Origin of the sequence: uncultured Microbulbifer sp., assembly GCF_947489355.1 — a bacterium.
Classification (GTDB): Bacteria; Pseudomonadota; Gammaproteobacteria; order Pseudomonadales; family Cellvibrionaceae; genus Microbulbifer.
On the sequence record NZ_CANLDD010000001.1, the window covers coordinates 113,816 to 129,624 of the forward strand.

Below are 15,809 nucleotides of genomic sequence, written 5' to 3' on the forward strand. Positions count from 1 at the left end.
GGTGAATTACCCCCAATCTACTCTTCTGTTACCGGCAGGGCCGCCGCGCCAACCATCAGGTGAAAAACCGCATTCTGATCGAGGCTTCCCTGTACCAATTCGGCACCGGCGCCGATCGCGTGCAGACTGATATCCTCACCGGCATGGCTCTCCGCGGCGAGCGGCACCAGCGCCTCCTGATGGAAGCCAGGCGCCTGGGTGTCCACTCCGACCAGATCCTTGCGCCCGCTATTGGCCGCTGTACCATAGCGGTCATCTGCATCGGTGTTGTCACCCAGGTCCGCAAAGCCAAGGCCATTGGCGTAACTCAAGGTGGTATAGGGCCTGCCATCAGCTGCTGTGTGCTCTTCGGGTTCCGCCGCACCACTGCCATCATTGCCGATGACTTTTCCGAGAATCGGGTTGCCCCTGGTGGGGTAGCCGGCGATGGTCATGACGTGGCTGTGGTCCGCAGTCACCAGAATCAGGGTTTCCTCCAGATCCACTTTCTCCAGGGCCGTTGTTACCGCATCGGAAAAGGCAATGGTGTCGTGCAGTGCATTGTAGGCATTACCGGCATGGTGGGCGTGATCAATACGGCCGGACTCCACCATCAGGAAGTAACCCTCCGCATTTTTCTGCAGCAACTCGATCGCGGCATCGGTCATTTCGGCAATACTGGGCTCGTCGCTGCCCCTGGCGATACGGTCCGCATCGTAATGCATATGGCTGGAGCTGAAGAGACCTAACAGCTTCTCCGTGGAGACGGGGTTCACATCGGCCAGTGCTGCCCCGGTCTGCACATATTCGGCGCGCTGATCATCTCCATAGCGCTCCAGCCATACACGGGTGAGGTCGCGGCCATCTTCACGCCGACCGCCAACAGCGGTGGTGGTGAAGCTGCGGCGACCGCCTCCGAGCATGACGTCTATGCCGTCTCCGTATGCCAGCTCAACCATTTGCGTGGCGATATCCACACAGTTCCCCTCAGCGCTGTACTCCCAGTTGCGCTCCGGGCTGCGCGCATAGGTGGCGGCGGGAGTCGCATGGGTGAGACGGGCAGTAGAAACGATACCGGTGGATTTTCCACGGCTCTCCATCAATTCGAGAAAGGTGTTCAACGCCCTGCCCTCGCTGCTTGGGCAATCGGCACGCAGCGCAGTGCCATCAATATTGATAACGCCGGCACGGGTTTTCACGCCGGTCATCATCGCGGTCATGGTACCAGCGGAATCGGGCGTCTGCTGGTTGGTGTTGTAGGTCTTGATCAGGGCACTGTACGGAAACTGCTCAAACGATAAATAGTTCTCTTCACCCGGCTCACCGCGTAACTGCCCCTCACGGATGCGTGCCGCAGTCAGAGTGGATATCCCCATACCATCGCCAACAAACAGAATGACATTTTTCGCTATTTTTCCCTCGCGGGAGTGGCTTGCACGCGCTGCCAGACGATCGACACCATTGGTGAACCAGGCGCTGCCTGTCTGGTAGCCGGGTAAATCCGCCGCTGTAACTGCACAAGCGAGGGGAATAATGAGGGGAACGATACAAGAGGCGCTTATTGCGCAGGCCAATGTCTTTGCCACGGTGGGTCTCTCAGAAGCTCGTGAATTTGACGAGCATTAGAGACCGGAAATATGACAATAGAATTACCTGCCGGCCAATTTCTCAAGCGCCTTGCCCGTGGCGGTTGGGGTAGACAAAATAGTTACCGCCATAAGAAAAAAAGGGGTAAAAATACGCTTTGCACCCTGCCCAGGCCACAGTGGCGTTTAGCCGATAAACTTCACCACTCCTTCCTCCGGGTCGCGACGCTTGCCCTCCGCGCGCAGGCGTTTCAGATAGCGGTCCCAGTTATTGGTAAAATTTTGCGCCAATTCACGCAGGTATTCCCAGGTATAGATGCCGCTGTCATGGCCGTCATCAAACGCGATTTTCAGCGCATAGCGCCCGGCGGCCGCAATCTGCTCGATGCCTACATGGAGTTTTCCACTGACCAGTACCGGCTCACCGGCACCGTGGCCCCGCACTTCCGCACTGGGGGAAAAGACGCGCAGGTATTCCGCCGGCAGGGTGAACTCGGCATCGCCGAATACCAACTGCAGGCTTTTGTCGGCACGATTTAAACGGACTTTTTGCGGCTTCATTTACAGGATAAAACGCGAGAGATCCTCGTTCTGGCTGAGTTCGCCCAGGTGGCTGTCCACATAGGCGGCATCCACGGTCAGGCTCTGGCTGCCATCATCACCGGCATTGAAGGAAATCTCCTCCAGCAGGCGCTCCAGCACCGTGTGCAGGCGGCGCGCACCGATATTTTCCGTGCGCTCGTTGACCTCGTAGGCCACCTCGGCGATACGGCGGATACCATCCTCGCTAAACTGCAGCGCCAGCCCTTCGGTGGCGAGCAGGGCCCTCTGCTGCTCGGTAAGCGAGGCGGACGGCTCGGTGAGGATCCGCTCGAAATCCGCAGAGGAAAGCGAACCCAATTCCACACGAATTGGCAGGCGCCCCTGCAACTCAGGAATCAGGTCCGAGGGTTTGGACAGATGGAAGGCACCGGAGGCGATAAACAGGATATGGTCTGTCTTGATCATGCCGTACTTGGTGTTGACGGTGCTGCCCTCAATCAGCGGTAGCAGGTCGCGCTGCACACCCTCGCGGGACACATCGGCACCACCACTCTCCTGGCGCTTGGCCACTTTGTCGATCTCGTCGATAAAGACAATCCCGTTTTGTTCCGCGGCGCGGATCGCACGGCCTTTCACATCCTCATCATTGACCAGTTTTGCGGCCTCCTCGTCGGTCAGTTGCTTGAGCGCTTGCCTGACCGGCAGCTTGCGCTTGCGCGTCTTGCCCTGGGACATATTCGAGAACATTCCCTGCAGTTGGCTGGTCATCTCCTCCATACCCGGAGGGGCCATGATCTCCACCCCTATAGGCGCTGCGGCCATATCGAGTTCAACCTCCTTATCGTCCAACTCGCCTTCGCGCAACTTCTTGCGAAACAGCTGGCGTGTGCTGCTGTCCTTTTCGCCGGGTTCTGTGCTGCGCGCCGGCGGCAGCAGGGCGTCGAGGATGCGCTCCTCCGCCGCATCCATCGCGCGCTGTTGGACCCCGACCATGGCCAGTTCGCGTTCCTGTTTCACCGCCATCTCCACCAGGTCGCGTACGATGGATTCCACATCGCGGCCCACATACCCCACTTCGGTGAATTTGGTTGCCTCCACCTTGATAAAGGGGGCATTGGCCAGCTTTGCCAGACGGCGGGCGATCTCAGTTTTTCCCACCCCGGTAGGGCCGATCATCAGGATATTTTTGGGAGTGATTTCGACACGCAGTTCCTCGTTCACCTGCATACGGCGCCAGCGGTTGCGCAGCGCAATGGCGACAGCGCGCTTGGCATCCTGCTGACCGACGATATGGCGATCGAGTTCATGGACGATTTCACGGGGGGTCATCTGGGACATACGGATTCCTGCAAAACATTCGGGCGGGCCGGGCGCGCTTGCAACAGGCGCGCGGCATTTAAAAGGTTAATTCTTCGATGGTGTGGCTCTGATTGGTGTAAACGCAGATATCACCAGCAATTTTCAGGCCCTGTTCAACGATCGCACGCGCGTCCATTTCGGTATTGTCGAGCAGCGCCCGTGCAGCAGACTGGGCAAAGGGGCCACCGGAACCGATGGCGATCAGGTCGTCTTCCGGTTGAATGACATCGCCGTTGCCAGTCACAATCAGGCTGGCACTGGCATCGGCCACGGCCAGCAGGGCCTCGAGGCGACGCAGGGCGCGGTCGGTGCGCCAGTCTTTGGCCAGCTCCACGGCGGCGCGGGTCAAGTGGCCACCGTGGGCCTCCAGCTTGGCCTCGAAGCGCTCAAACAAGGTGAAGGCATCTGCCGTACCGCCGGCAAAGCCGGCGATAACCTTGTCTTTGTACAGGCGGCGCACCTTGCGGGCATTGCCCTTCATGATGGTGTTTCCCAGGGATACCTGGCCGTCGCCGCCGATCACCACTTTGTTGTTGCGGCGACAGGATAAAATAGTGGTTCCGCGATACTGTTCCAATGGAGACCTCTCGGGTTACGCGTGGGCTTCAGCGGCGGGCGCTAGGTGCCACCGGTGCCGGAAATTGCCTTAAAGCTAGGTAAATGAGGACGCAACGGGTTGATTTCAACAACCACAAGTGCAATTGCGATACCGGGAGCCCGCCATCCAAAGCGGTTTCATTTGGCGGGGCGCTTCAATACCAGCGGCATCAGGCTGTGCTCTGCCAGCACCTGGCGCGCCTTGGCCATGCGCGAGCGATTACTGAAAGGCCCGACCAGCACCCGGTGCCAGGTGCCGCGGTTGTCGCTGGCGGACTCCACCTTGACATCCAGGTTGGCCAAAGTCAGCTGTGCACGCAGGCGCTCGGCCTCTGCCGCCTCGCGGAAAGAGGCCGCCTGCAGGATATAGACCTGTTGGCGAGACGCACTGGCTGCAGCCTGCGCCGAACCGGGGGCCGCCTGGTGGCGCGCAGGCCTGGCCACCTTGGGCGGCGGCACCGACACCTCGTTTTCCTTTAACAGGGTGTAGAAATCAAAGCGCGGCTGGGAGGGCGCCTCCGCCGCCGGCTTGGCCATCTGTGGCTTGCCGCCGCCAACGCCTTTACCTGCCCCGGCAATACCATATTGGAGGAGCAAAAATACCGCGAAGCCGCCCACAATATTGCCCAGGGCAAACCACCCCCAGGCGGGTTTGCCCGTGGAATGTTGACTGCGGCGGTTGGTTTTGCGACGGCTCATTGAAGGTCTCTTCCCCAGCTGGTCTGCCCGATCAGCGCATTGTACCGTCAATTCCGGCGGGAGCCCTGTACTCCGGCAACATTCAGGACAAATCCTGCGCATCCATATCCACCGCCCAGCGCAGGCGACGATTTTTGTTCCCTTCGGCCCAGGTGCTTACCCGTGCCAGGAGAGGTTGTAATTGCGCGCGGTGCTGTGCAACCACCTGTACATAAAAGCGGAAGCGCCCGGACTTGCGCTCCAGCAGAGCCGGCACCGGCCCCAGATAGAGCAGTTGCGGAGAGGGCGGCGCCAGGGATTGCATATACCGGCGCGCGCTTTGCAGAAACGCCTCTGCCCAGGCGGGTTCCTCGCACTCTGCGCGCACCAGCGCCATGGTCCTTACCGGGGGCAACTGTGCCGCGGTGCGATCCTCCAGCAACTGGCGCGCAAAATCGCCATAGCCTTTGTCTAGCAACCGCTGCAGCAGCGGGTGCTCGGGGTAACGGCTCTGCACCAGCACGCGCCCGTGCAGACTGCCGCGCCCAGCGCGGCCCGCCACCTGCGCCAGCAATTGCCCGGTGCGCTCCGGTGCGCGGAAATCGGCACTGAACAGGCCGCCGTCGGCATCCTGAATCACCACCAGGGTCACCCTCGGCAGATGGTGCCCCTTCGCCAGCATCTGTGTCCCCAGCAGCAGGCAGGGCTGTCCGTCGCGGGCCGGCGCCAGCAGTCTGTCCAGCGCCTGTTTGCTGCCGGTGGTGTCCCGGTCGATTCGGATCACCGGGTAGCTGGCAAAGCGCTGTAGCAACAGTTCCTCGCTGCGCTCGGTGCCACCTCCGAGGGCGGAGATCGAATGGCTGTGGCACTGGGGGCAACTGTTCACCAGCGGGCGGCGATGGTCACAGTGATGACAGCGCAGCTGGCCTTGACGCCGGTGCAGGGTCAGCTTGCTGGAGCAGTGCGCACAGTCGGCGATCCAGCCGCAGTCGTCACAGGTCAGTGCCGGCGCGAAGCCGCGCCGGTTGATAAACACCAGAGCCTGTTCACCCCGCGCCAGGACATCGCCGATATGGCGCAGTACCTGGGGGACAAAGCCCGCCTCCAGAGGCTCGCGCAGAGTCGGCACCACATGGATTTGCGGCGGGTGCGCGTCGCCGGCACGCTGGTATAGATGCAGGTGCCGGTAGCGGCCGGTCAAGGCATTGTGCAGGGTTTCCAGAGCGGGTGTGGCAGAGCCCAGCAATACCGGCACATTGGTATTGCGCCCCAACACCACTGCCAGATCGCGGGCCGAATAGCGCACACCATCCTGCTGCTTAAAGGAAGCGTCGTGTTCCTCGTCGACGATCACCACCCCGAGCCTCGGCAGCGGGGTCATAATGGCTGAGCGGGTGCCGATAACGATATCCGCCTGGCCTGCGGCAGCGGCGAGCCAGGATTGGGCGCGCTCGCCCTCGGCCAGGCCGGAGTGCAGGGCGGCAATACTGTGATCGGGAAACCGGGCCGCGATACGCCTCAGGGTCTGTGGGGTGAGTCCTATTTCCGGCACCAACAGCAATGCCTGGCGCCCCGCAGCCAATACCCGCTCTATCAGGCGCAGATAAATTTCCGTCTTGCCGCTGCCGGTCACCCCCTCCAGCAAACTGGCGGAGAAACGGCTGCAATCCATCACATCCAACACCTGCTGCTGCTCGCTGTTCAACGCCGGGGCCAAAGAGGCATCCGCCCCAGGCAATGGCGGCGGCACTGTGGGACCGGCAACCCATTCCACCAGCCCGCGCTCCTGCAACCCGCGCCCCGCTGCCATGGAATGGCCCTGTGCTTTCAAGTGCGCACGACTCAGCCTGCCATCGCGCAACAGCTTCTGCAGCAGGGCCTGCTGCTTAGGGGCCCGCGCCAGCGCCGTCTGTGGCAGGCCCTTACCCTCTGTGGTGAGTTGCAGCCATTGCTCGGCCCAATGGTAGGCGGGCTTGCCCTTGCGCAGGGCAGCGGGCATGGCGGCCGCATACACCTCTCCCACGGGTGCCTGGTAGTAATCGGCGATCCAGGCGAGGAATCTGCGGCTGTGCGCGTCAAACAATACCGTACTGTCAATCTGCTCCAGCGCGGGCTTCAGTTCCGCCAGTGGCGACTCCCCCACAATAGCCACCAGCACCGCCACCAGTTTGCGCCCGGCAAAGGGCACCCACAGGCGCTGGCCCGGGGCCAGCGCCTGTGGTGAGAGCCCCTCGGGGGGCAGATAATCGAACAGGCGCCGCAGCGGTACGGGTACCGCCAATTGTAAAATCACCCTTTGCTGAACCGCCTCTTGCACCCTGCCCCCGGTGACTATTGCAAAAGCCCTTAGTGTACCGGCTGGTTCGGTGAGGTACAGGACAGTTATTTTTACTTGCAGACTCTAATTTTTAGAGTAAACTGACAAAACTCTAAATTTTAGAGTTCTCTCAAATAACCGGAGTGATTTTCATGACTGACCTGGATAATATCAGGGACAATCTGGATTATGTCAGCAGCGCCGTACGCAGCGGCACATCGCGGGACGGCATACCCGCGCTGTACTTTCTCTGGGGCCTGTTGATTTTTATCGGCTTTGCCTTACCAGACTTAGCACCGCGCTTTGCTGCAATCTACTGGCTGCCGGCCTCGATTGGAGGGGGACTTGTCAGCTGGTGGCTAGGCGAGCGAGCGGAGCGTCGTCAGGGCATTAACAACACCGCCTTCGGACGCAGATATGGCTTGCACTGGCTGGTGAGCGGCGCAGCCTTCCTGTTGGTCTTTATCTCCCTGATTAGTGGGCAGGGTGAGGCAGGGCCTGAACTATTCCTGCTGGTTGCCGGACTGTCCTACAGCCTGGCTGGTGTGCATCTGGAACGCCCATTACTCTACAGCGGTCTTCTGATGCTGGCCTGTTACGGGGGTATGGTACTTATATCCCCCCCTTATGCCTGGACGCTGACAGGTTTGGTTGTGGGCATCTCGCTTCTGTGGGCCGGCTTCGCACAGCGCACAAAACACAACCGCGGGGACCCACAGTGAAAGCCCTGGGGGCCTTAAACCCTGTTCTGGAGCATCGGATACGCCTCGCCATCTGCGTGCTGTTGGCCAAGTACGGGGAAATCAGCTTTTCCCGCTTTAAGCAGCAATTGGCGGTCACAGATGGCAACCTCGGCGCCCAGCTGCGGCGGCTGGAGGAACAGGGCTTTATCGATCCGCGCAAGGCCCTTATGGAACGCAAACCCGTCACCTGGTACCGCCTCACCACGGAAGGTAGACAGGCACTGGAACAACACCTGGGGGCCCTGCAACAATTGATTTCGACATTGGACTAGGCCCTGCGCCGGGAGAGGGTCCCTGGACTTGAATACCGGCGCTAATCTGGTAGTATGCGCCGACTTTTTAAACGGTCTGGAACCGCACAGGTTCCTGTTCCAACGCCGATGCCGTGCCCGGCAATGATCGGGTGGCGGTATCGAAATGAGGCAATCATGAAAGCAAATATCCACCCGAAATACACCGACATCTCTGCCACCTGCTCCTGCGGCAATGTGATCAAAACCCGCTCCACCCTGGGCAAGGACCTGCAGATCGATGTGTGTTCCCAGTGCCACCCCTTCTACACCGGCAAGCAGAAACAGGCGACCACCGGTGGCCGCGTGGACCGCTTCAAGCAGCGTTTTGGCAGCCGCATCAGCAAATAATACGTACAGCGGATCAAGGCGCTCACCGACTCAAGTGGCGAACGCTGTGAAAAAAAGCACCCAGGGGCCTCCCGGGTGCTTTTTTTCTGTCCGGGTGTTTTTCGTCTGTGCAACTGCACAACGGGGAAAATGATTCGGACCCCTTAAGGTTGTGGGCATTGATGATATGCCTATCCTTAAAAATGGCGTATTTGACGGCTGAGCATTCCAGCTTTGGCCGACTAGTACAGGCCAAATAGTAGGGATTAGCGGTCTAACGTGCCCCCGGCGCTTGTCGCCACAAGCGCCCCCGGTTATTCTCTGATTCCCCGCAGTAACCGGGATAACACAGCGGTGTTGCCCCGACAGTTTTCGAGAGAACAGCCCTCAAATGACGGATTCATTGCGCCAGGCAGCACTGGACTACCACGCACTGCCCAGTCCCGGCAAACTATCAGTTGAACTGACCACCGCCGCCGAAACCCAGGAAGACCTGTCTTTGGCCTACAGTCCCGGCGTGGCCGAACCGGTGCGCGAAATTGCCAAAAACCCCGAGGCAGCCTACCTCTACACCGGCAAAAGCAATCTGGTGGCTGTGATTACCAACGGCAGTGCCATTCTCGGTCTCGGCAACCTGGGGCCGCTCGCCTCCAAGCCGGTAATGGAGGGCAAATCACTGTTGTTTAAGCGCTTTGCCGGTATCAACTCGGTGGACATCGAGGTGGACGCCAACAGCCCGGAACAGTTTATTCAGACCGTTGCCGCCATTGCCAATACCTTCGGCGGTATCAACCTGGAGGATATCAAGGCTCCGGAATGCTTTCATATTGAGGAGGCGTTGATCGAACGCTGTCCGGTGCCGGTTTTCCATGATGATCAGCACGGCACTGCCATAGTGACGGTGGCGGCAATGCTCAATGCGCTGGAGATCCAGGACAAAAAAATCAATGCGGTACGCATGGTCTGCCTCGGTGCCGGCGCCGCTGCAACCGCCTGCTGCAAACTGCTGCTGGCCGCCGGAGCGCGCAAAGAGCAGATCACCATGCTCGACAGCCGCGGGGTGATCCACTCCGGGCGCACCGACATTAATGCCTATAAGGGCGAGTGGGCACGGGATACACAAATGCGCACTCTCGACGATGCCATCACCGGCGCCGACGTATTCCTCGGGGTATCCGGCTCAGACCTGCTCTCCGCCGAGCAGTTGCAGCGCATGGCGCCCAAACCGGTGGTTTTCGCCTGCTCCAACCCGAACCCCGAAATCAAACCGGAACTGGCCCACAGTGTGCGCAGCGACCTGATCATGGCCACCGGGCGCTCCGACTACCCCAACCAGGTCAACAACGTGCTCTGCTTCCCCTTTATTTTTCGCGGGGCACTGGACGTGCGCGCGGCGCGCATCAATGAACAGATGAAGCTGGCGGCGATCGAGGCCATTCGCAAAATTGCCCACCTGCCGGTACCGGACTCCGTACGCGAGGGCTTCGGCGGTGTGGAGCTTACCTTCGGCCCCGGCTATATCCTGCCCAAGCCCACAGACCCACGCCTGCTGCCGGAAGTGGCCGCCGCCGTGGCCCGCGCCGCCGTGGATAGCGGTTGCGCATGCCTGCCCTATCCGCAACACTACCCTCTGGAAACCCTCTAGCAGGCTGTTGAAAAAGGCCTTTCATGGCCTTTTTCAATCCGGGTTTGCGGCGCACAGAAATCCTCCTCTCAACCCGTTGGAACAGGCATTTGCCGCACCCGCGCCAACGGACTTCTTGAGCCACACCGCGCCCGTCGATAAACTGCCTCTCTGTTACAGCATCAAAGTTGCCCAACATAATGATTCACGTGTATGTGCTGACCAATCAGCACCAGCAGTTCCTGAGTAAAAGTGGCGAATGGCTGGACGGCCGTGAGCCGAATAAACTGTTCCGCAGTGAGCACAAGGATGTCACCATCAACCAGATGTTCGAGGCCAATACCCGTGATGTCAGCCTGCGCATTGAGTTATTGCAGTGCGACCTGAACAATAAGGGCCAGCCCCTGATTCCGACAGAGGCGCTGGCAGATGCCTCAGGCGCCGACCCCCAGGACGAGCCGGAAATTCCACCGGCGGCGCCGGAGGAAGTGCCCCCGCAGCACAATCCGGAACTGAACCCACAACCAGCGCCCGAGGTCGCTCCGGAGCAGACACCCGAAGTCGTACCAGAGCCAACCCCGGTGGAAACGCCCGCACAACCCGACGAACATGTATCCAAGTCGGAATCGACCGCCTGAACAGCTGCGCTTTCAGCTCCGGCAAAAGCCACCTGACACAGCAACGAAAGAGCGCGTCCCGGAAGTACCAAGGAGATTCGAGTGCCTATTCCCCACCTAGCCGCCCTGGCACAGGCCCAGCCTGTGCAACTGCTCAAGGGCATACGCCGCGGCCTGGAAAAAGAAAGCCTGCGGGTTGCCCGCGACGGTACCCTGGCACAGACGCCGCACGCGCAGACACTGGGCTCGGCGCTCACCCACGAGAGCATCACCACCGATTTTTCCGAAGCGCTGCTGGAGTTCATCACGCCGCCGGTAGCCACCCCGGAAGAGGCCCTGCGCATTCTTGATCGCATTCACCGATATACCTATAGTCAGATCGGCGATGAGCGTCTGTGGGTCAACAGCATGCCCTGTGCCATCGGCGCGGATAAGGATATTCCGGTGGCGCGCTACGGCGACTCTCACAGCGGCACCATGAAAACCATCTACCGCCTGGGCCTGGGGCTGCGCTATGGTCGTGCCATGCAGACCATCGCCGGCATTCACTACAATTTCTCCCTGCCCGACGGATTCTGGCTGTGGCTGCACGAGTTTGAAAACAGCAGCGAATCCCTGCGCAGCTTCAAAACCCGCCGCTACTTCGACCTGATTCGCAATTTCCGCCGCAACTACTGGCTGCTGATCTATCTGTTCGGCGCAGCTCCAGCGGTATGCTCTTCGTTTGTGGAGGGACGCCAGCACAAACTGGCGCCGTTCAACGAGGACAACCACACCCTGCATGCCCCTCACGCCACCTCGCTGCGCATGGGGGACCTGGGTTACAACAGTGATGTACAACAATCCCTGATTGTTTGCTACAACGACCTGCCAAGCTATCTATCCACCCTGTGCTCGGCCATCAGCTGCCCCTACGATCCCTACCGGGCACTGGGTATAAAGGATGCAGAAGGCCACTACCAACAGCTATCCGCCGGCATACTGCAGATCGAAAATGAATTCTACTCGCCCATCCGTCCCAAAAACCCGACCCAACGCGGCGAGACGGCGCTGTCTGCACTGAACAATCGCGGCGTCGAATATGTCGAGGTGCGCTGCCTTGACCTGAATCCCTTTACCCCTCTCGGCATCGATGCTCAGCAAATGCGCTTTCTCGACAGTTTCCTGTTGCACTGCCTGCTGACACACAGCCCCAAAGCCAGCGATGCCGACTACCGAGCCACCCAGGAAAACCAACAGCGCATCGTCTATCGCGGCAACGAGACGCAATTGCCGTTAAACCACAATGGAAATACACGCGCCCTCGGCGATTGGGCTCTCCAACTGCTCGGGGAAATAGACACCGTTGCCGGGCTGCTCGACAGCGCCTGGGACGGCGATCAGCACCGCAGCGCCGTGGGTATACAGCGCGCCAAGGTCCTTGGCGAGACGCCCACGCCGTCACAACAGATACTGGCGGAATTGGAGACGCAGCAGCTGAATTTCTTCCAGTGGGCCATGGAAAAAGCCGAACAGCACCGCCGCTATTTTCTCGACCGCCCACTCAATAGCGACGCAGTACGCGAGTTCTCCCGCTTGGCAGAGGACTCTTTGCTCAGGCAGAAGCAGGTGGAAATAGACGATAAAGGTTCTTTTGAAGACTTTCTCAGCCACTACTACGCGCAATACCTCTGTTGCCAGGACTAGTGGCGACTGGCACCGGGTGAGGCGCCAATGAGCCACTTGCGGATAGCGCCATGAACTATCTGGCACACCTGCTGCTCTCCGGACCCGAGGCGCGCTGGCGCCTTGGCGGCCTGCTGGGCGACTTTGTCAAAGGCCCGTTAAATGGCGAGCGGCCAGCAGCCATTGAAGCGGGAATACGGCTGCACCGCCGTATCGATGCCGCGACCGGAACCCACGCCGCCTATCGCGATGCGCTGAAGGTGTCGGACCCCGGGTGGCGCCGCTACGCCGGCATTGCCCTGGATATCTGGTTCGACCACCTGCTGGCACAGAACTGGCGCCAGTGGCACCCTCTTGATTTGGAGGACTTCTGCGCCGGGTGCTGGAGAGACTTTCGCAGCGACAGCCGGTATATTCCCCCCCATGCAAGGGCATTTATGGCGCGTGCGGAGCAATTTAAACTCCTGCAGAGCTACCGCGAGGAGCGGGTGGTCGGCCTTACCCTGGAGCGTGTCGGGCAACGCCTGCGCCACCCGGTCGCCCTGCAGGAGATGCTGCCCGAGCTGAACGCCGGGCGGGAACAACTGGAACACAATTTCAACGCATTACTGACCGACTTGAATCTCGAAGCCGCCCGGTTTCGGCAGCACTATTCAGGACCTGATAAGCCATGATATTACCCAACCCGCGCATTACTTTTCTGCTGGTTTTCCTATTCGTTGTTTTTCTACTCGGCTTCGCCTTTTACCTGGAATACGCGCACGGCCTGGAGCCGTGCAAGCTGTGTATCACCCAAAGGGTGATGCTGCTCGGTGTTGGGCTGGTCTCTCTGATCGCCTTTCTACACAATCCCGATACCATCGGCAGGCGCGTTTACGGGCTTTTGGTCTCCATCTGGGCGCTGGGTGGGCTCTACTTCGCCGGCCGCCAGCTGTGGCTGCAGTCCCTGCCGGAAGACCAGGTGCCCGCCTGTGGTCCCGGTATCAGCTATATGCTCGAAGCCTTCCCTGTGGCCGATGTACTCGGGGCGCTGCTCACCGGTGACGGTAACTGCGCCGAGGTGCTGTGGACCATGATGGGGCTGAGTATTCCAGGCTGGTCCGCCCTTGGCTTTACCGGGCTGGTCCTGTTTGGCGCCTGGCAGGCATTTCGTAAACCCTGACAACAACCGGTGGCAAGCGAGCCGTCCCAGGGAGATGGCTCCACTCGCTCCGTGCAACAAAAACCCAATGGCTGGGCGGCGCCGTCATCCTGTTTGGATGTAAGCGCCCCGGCTGCCTCCTCAGCGACACGTCTTCCCTGCCCTTACCCGGCGCAGTCGCGGGCTTGCTGCGCCTGCTGTTTGGTTTAATGCTCTATGACCGCCCCCCCCAGACTGGCCGGGATCAGCACACCGCTACCCTACCTGTTACCCCTGTTATTTTTGCCTGCTACAGTGGGCGTTTTTCTCTGCATAACCTGAGGATCTCGGACAGGTTCACCCTGATCAGCCTGACCCTGGGGGCCCTGCTGCTGCAAAAATGTCTGCCGGCGGGGCGGGACAGGCGTGACTGAGCTTTTACACGGCCCCCTATTTGCCCTGAGCCTGGGGGCATTTTTACTCGGCGTGGCCCTGTACCGGCATATTACCACGGTACTTTTGCACCCCATTGTTACCGCCAGCCTGGCCGTGGTGGCGGTGCTGGATATTCTGGACATCAACGCTCACGCTGTCGACACTGCGCGCGCTGGAGATCAGTGCGCGGTGCGGTGGCTTTGCCGCACTCGCCACAGGACTCTGCGGCGCAATCACTGCCATAATACTGCCACTGATTATCGGTTTTAATTAGCCCAGTGCTGCGCGCAGACAATGACCTGCCTGCGTGTCCGTCTTCTGGCGTGGTTTGTGCTCTTCGCCTTGCTGCCGGCGGAGGAATCCCTTATCTTGGCGGGGCCTTCGGAACCGGCAATAAAGCTGGTTACAGCGGCAAGAGTGACAAAAGGATATCCTGGAAATGCTGGAAAATTGTAAATCGGCGCGCGAACGCTGGGGCGGTGTCAGCGAAATTATCGACCGATGGCTTCAATCGCGGCAAACTCTGCTGGTGAGCTTTTACCACCTTTTGGAAAAAAAGGAATTCAGTGAGCGTGACCTGGACACCGAAGGCAAGGTGCGCCAGCTGTGCCAACTGTTGGTGGATTACGTTTCAGCCGGTCACTTTGAAGTCTACGAACAATTGATGCGCGAAGGGCAGGCGTTTGACGACAAGCAGGGACTGCAGAAAGCGCATGAACTCTATCGGGATATAGATGCCACAACGGATATCGCTGTCGACTTCAATGACAAGTATCTGGAGACCGACGACCTGTCCAGCCTGGACCCGGATCTGTCTCAACTGGGCGAGGCCCTGGAAACCCGCTTCAGTTCAGAAGACCGGATGATCGCCCTGCTGCACACCGCACACAAAAACTAGCCTGTCCCAGACCGGAGCACCGTGATCGCACGGTGTTTGCCCTTTTCTCGCATTTACCCCACTCCCAGGCAGCCACAAATAGCCGTGGCTGTCATCCAGGCCATATCGATTAATCCACCGCCAGCGAAAAGGGGCGCCCTATGGACGCCCCTGTTAAGTAAAGTCCCGATAGTCAGATCACTCAGACTGCGGTTCACTTTTTTTGTTTTCTTCGCTTTTCTCGGACGCCTCATCACCTGCAACATTGGCTTTGTGGAGCTCCACCTCAAAAATCAAAGTCGCATTGGGGCCAATCTTGCCACCGGCACCGCCCGGGCCATAGGCGAGTTCAGAGGGAATATAAAGCTCCCACTTAGAACCCTCTTTCATCAGCTGCAGGGCTTCGGTCCACCCTTTGATCACACCGTTGACCGGGAACTGAACCGGCTCACCGCGGGCATAAGAGCTGTCGAATTCCTCACCATTGAGCAGGGTGCCCTTGTAGTCCACCTCAACCGTACTGTCGGCGCTGGGGGTATTGCCAGAGCCTTCGGTAATCACTTTGTACTGAAGGCCGGAATCGGTGGTGGTAACACCGTCCTTCTTGGCGTTCTCAGCAAGGAAAACCTCGCCTTCTTTCAGGTTTTTCTCTGCAGTTTCTTTAAATTCTTTCTCTTGTTGAGCCAGCATTTCCTGCTGCTTCTTTTGCATTTTTTCCTGGAAGGCGGCGATGGTCTGCTGCTTCTCTTCATCGGATAGGCGCGGTTCGCGGTCACTGGCGGCATCCTCGAGCGCCATCAACACCACCTGCGGGTCCAGCTTTACATCCTGGGACTGAAGGCGCTTGGCCATATCCTCGGCAATGATATAGCTGACCTTCTTCTCCTGGGTGTCCAGGGCAACTTCTTTTTCTTGCTTGGCCCCCTGCTTGTCACAGCCGGTCAGCACCAGGCCAAGGGCAATTGCTGCAGCCAAAGGGTATTTATTCATGGGTGTTGTCTCTTTGTCCGTATTGCGTTTATGGATTCGCGCTTGACCTTGGCCCAACG

The 15,809-nt window shown here is 59.5% G+C and carries 18 protein-coding genes; 10 read left to right on the forward strand and 8 right to left on the reverse strand.

Annotation, left to right across the window (positions count from 1 at the left end; all coding sequences use genetic code 11):
• Positions 1–17: 17 nt before the first annotated feature.
• The 6 genes from Q1A48_RS00485 to Q1A48_RS00510 form a co-directional block, all read right to left on the reverse strand.
• The gene (locus Q1A48_RS00485; protein ID WP_299939707.1) at positions 18–1,565 is read right to left on the reverse strand and encodes an alkaline phosphatase; all 1,548 of its coding nucleotides are present in this window, start codon (positions 1,563–1,565) and stop codon (positions 18–20) included.
• 186 nt (positions 1,566–1,751) lie between these two features.
• The gene (locus Q1A48_RS00490) at positions 1,752–2,126 is read right to left on the reverse strand and encodes a DUF971 domain-containing protein (protein WP_299939709.1); all 375 of its coding nucleotides are present in this window, start codon (positions 2,124–2,126) and stop codon (positions 1,752–1,754) included.
• Positions 2,127–3,446 (reverse strand): ATP-dependent protease ATPase subunit HslU, encoded by a 1,320-nt coding sequence (gene hslU, locus Q1A48_RS00495; protein ID WP_299939711.1) that lies wholly within the window; start codon positions 3,444–3,446, stop codon positions 2,127–2,129.
• A 58-nt stretch (positions 3,447–3,504) separates the two neighbouring features.
• Positions 3,505–4,044: an ATP-dependent protease subunit HslV gene (hslV, locus tag Q1A48_RS00500; protein WP_299939713.1), complete on the reverse strand. Its 540-nt coding sequence runs from the start codon at positions 4,042–4,044 to the stop codon at positions 3,505–3,507.
• A 158-nt stretch (positions 4,045–4,202) separates the two neighbouring features.
• Positions 4,203–4,763, reverse strand: coding sequence for an SPOR domain-containing protein (locus Q1A48_RS00505; protein WP_299939715.1), 561 nt, complete (start codon positions 4,761–4,763; stop codon positions 4,203–4,205).
• 82 nt (positions 4,764–4,845) lie between these two features.
• Positions 4,846–7,059 carry a primosomal protein N' gene (locus Q1A48_RS00510; RefSeq protein WP_299939717.1) on the reverse strand — a complete coding sequence of 738 codons (2,214 nt, stop codon included), beginning with the start codon at positions 7,057–7,059 and terminating at the stop codon, positions 4,846–4,848.
• Between the two features lie 152 nt (positions 7,060–7,211).
• Here Q1A48_RS00510 and Q1A48_RS00515 point away from each other — a divergent pair, with 152 nt between their 5' ends.
• From Q1A48_RS00515 to Q1A48_RS00555, 9 genes are all read left to right on the forward strand, one after another.
• Entirely contained in the window at positions 7,212–7,781 is a 570-nt protein-coding gene (locus tag Q1A48_RS00515; RefSeq protein WP_299939719.1) for a hypothetical protein, read from the forward strand.
• Complete coding sequence (locus Q1A48_RS00520) at positions 7,778–8,074, forward strand: transcriptional regulator (protein WP_299939722.1); 297 nt, start codon at positions 7,778–7,780, stop codon at positions 8,072–8,074. Before Q1A48_RS00515 ends, Q1A48_RS00520 begins: the two co-directional genes overlap by 4 nt.
• 156 nt (positions 8,075–8,230) lie before the next feature.
• Positions 8,231–8,443, forward strand: a complete 213-nt coding sequence (gene rpmE, locus Q1A48_RS00525) for a 50S ribosomal protein L31 (RefSeq protein ID WP_299939725.1) — start codon at positions 8,231–8,233, stop codon at positions 8,441–8,443.
• Positions 8,444–8,813: 370 nt separating this feature from the next.
• Entirely contained in the window at positions 8,814–10,067 is a 1,254-nt protein-coding gene (locus tag Q1A48_RS00530; protein WP_299939727.1) for a malic enzyme-like NAD(P)-binding protein, read from the forward strand.
• A 179-nt stretch (positions 10,068–10,246) separates the two neighbouring features.
• Entirely contained in the window at positions 10,247–10,684 is a 438-nt protein-coding gene (locus Q1A48_RS00535) for a hypothetical protein (RefSeq protein ID WP_299939729.1), read from the forward strand.
• Positions 10,685–10,765: 81 nt separating this feature from the next.
• Positions 10,766–12,349, forward strand: coding sequence for a glutamate--cysteine ligase (gshA, locus tag Q1A48_RS00540; protein ID WP_299939731.1), 1,584 nt, complete (start codon positions 10,766–10,768; stop codon positions 12,347–12,349).
• Positions 12,350–12,399: 50 nt separating this feature from the next.
• The gene (locus Q1A48_RS00545; protein ID WP_299939733.1) at positions 12,400–13,002 is read left to right on the forward strand and encodes an ACP phosphodiesterase; all 603 of its coding nucleotides are present in this window, start codon (positions 12,400–12,402) and stop codon (positions 13,000–13,002) included.
• Positions 12,999–13,490, forward strand: coding sequence for a disulfide bond formation protein B (locus Q1A48_RS00550; protein WP_299939735.1), 492 nt, complete (start codon positions 12,999–13,001; stop codon positions 13,488–13,490). The genes Q1A48_RS00545 and Q1A48_RS00550 overlap by 4 nt, the downstream gene beginning before the upstream one ends.
• A 164-nt stretch (positions 13,491–13,654) precedes the next feature.
• On the forward strand, positions 13,655–13,882 hold the full coding sequence (locus tag Q1A48_RS00555) for a hypothetical protein (protein WP_299939737.1): 228 nt from the start codon (positions 13,655–13,657) through the stop codon (positions 13,880–13,882).
• A gap of 43 nt (positions 13,883–13,925) precedes the next feature.
• On the opposite strand, the gene Q1A48_RS00560 is transcribed toward Q1A48_RS00555, so the two are convergent.
• Positions 13,926–14,126 (reverse strand): hypothetical protein, encoded by a 201-nt coding sequence (locus tag Q1A48_RS00560; protein ID WP_299939739.1) that lies wholly within the window; start codon positions 14,124–14,126, stop codon positions 13,926–13,928.
• A 196-nt stretch (positions 14,127–14,322) separates the two neighbouring features.
• On the opposite strand from Q1A48_RS00560, the gene rsd reads away from it, so the two are divergent.
• The gene (gene rsd, locus Q1A48_RS00565) at positions 14,323–14,781 is read left to right on the forward strand and encodes a sigma D regulator (RefSeq protein WP_299939741.1); all 459 of its coding nucleotides are present in this window, start codon (positions 14,323–14,325) and stop codon (positions 14,779–14,781) included.
• A gap of 177 nt (positions 14,782–14,958) precedes the next feature.
• On the opposite strand, the gene Q1A48_RS00570 is transcribed toward rsd, so the two are convergent.
• Positions 14,959–15,750: an FKBP-type peptidyl-prolyl cis-trans isomerase gene (locus tag Q1A48_RS00570; protein ID WP_299939743.1), complete on the reverse strand. Its 792-nt coding sequence runs from the start codon at positions 15,748–15,750 to the stop codon at positions 14,959–14,961.
• Positions 15,751–15,809 lie beyond the last annotated feature (59 nt).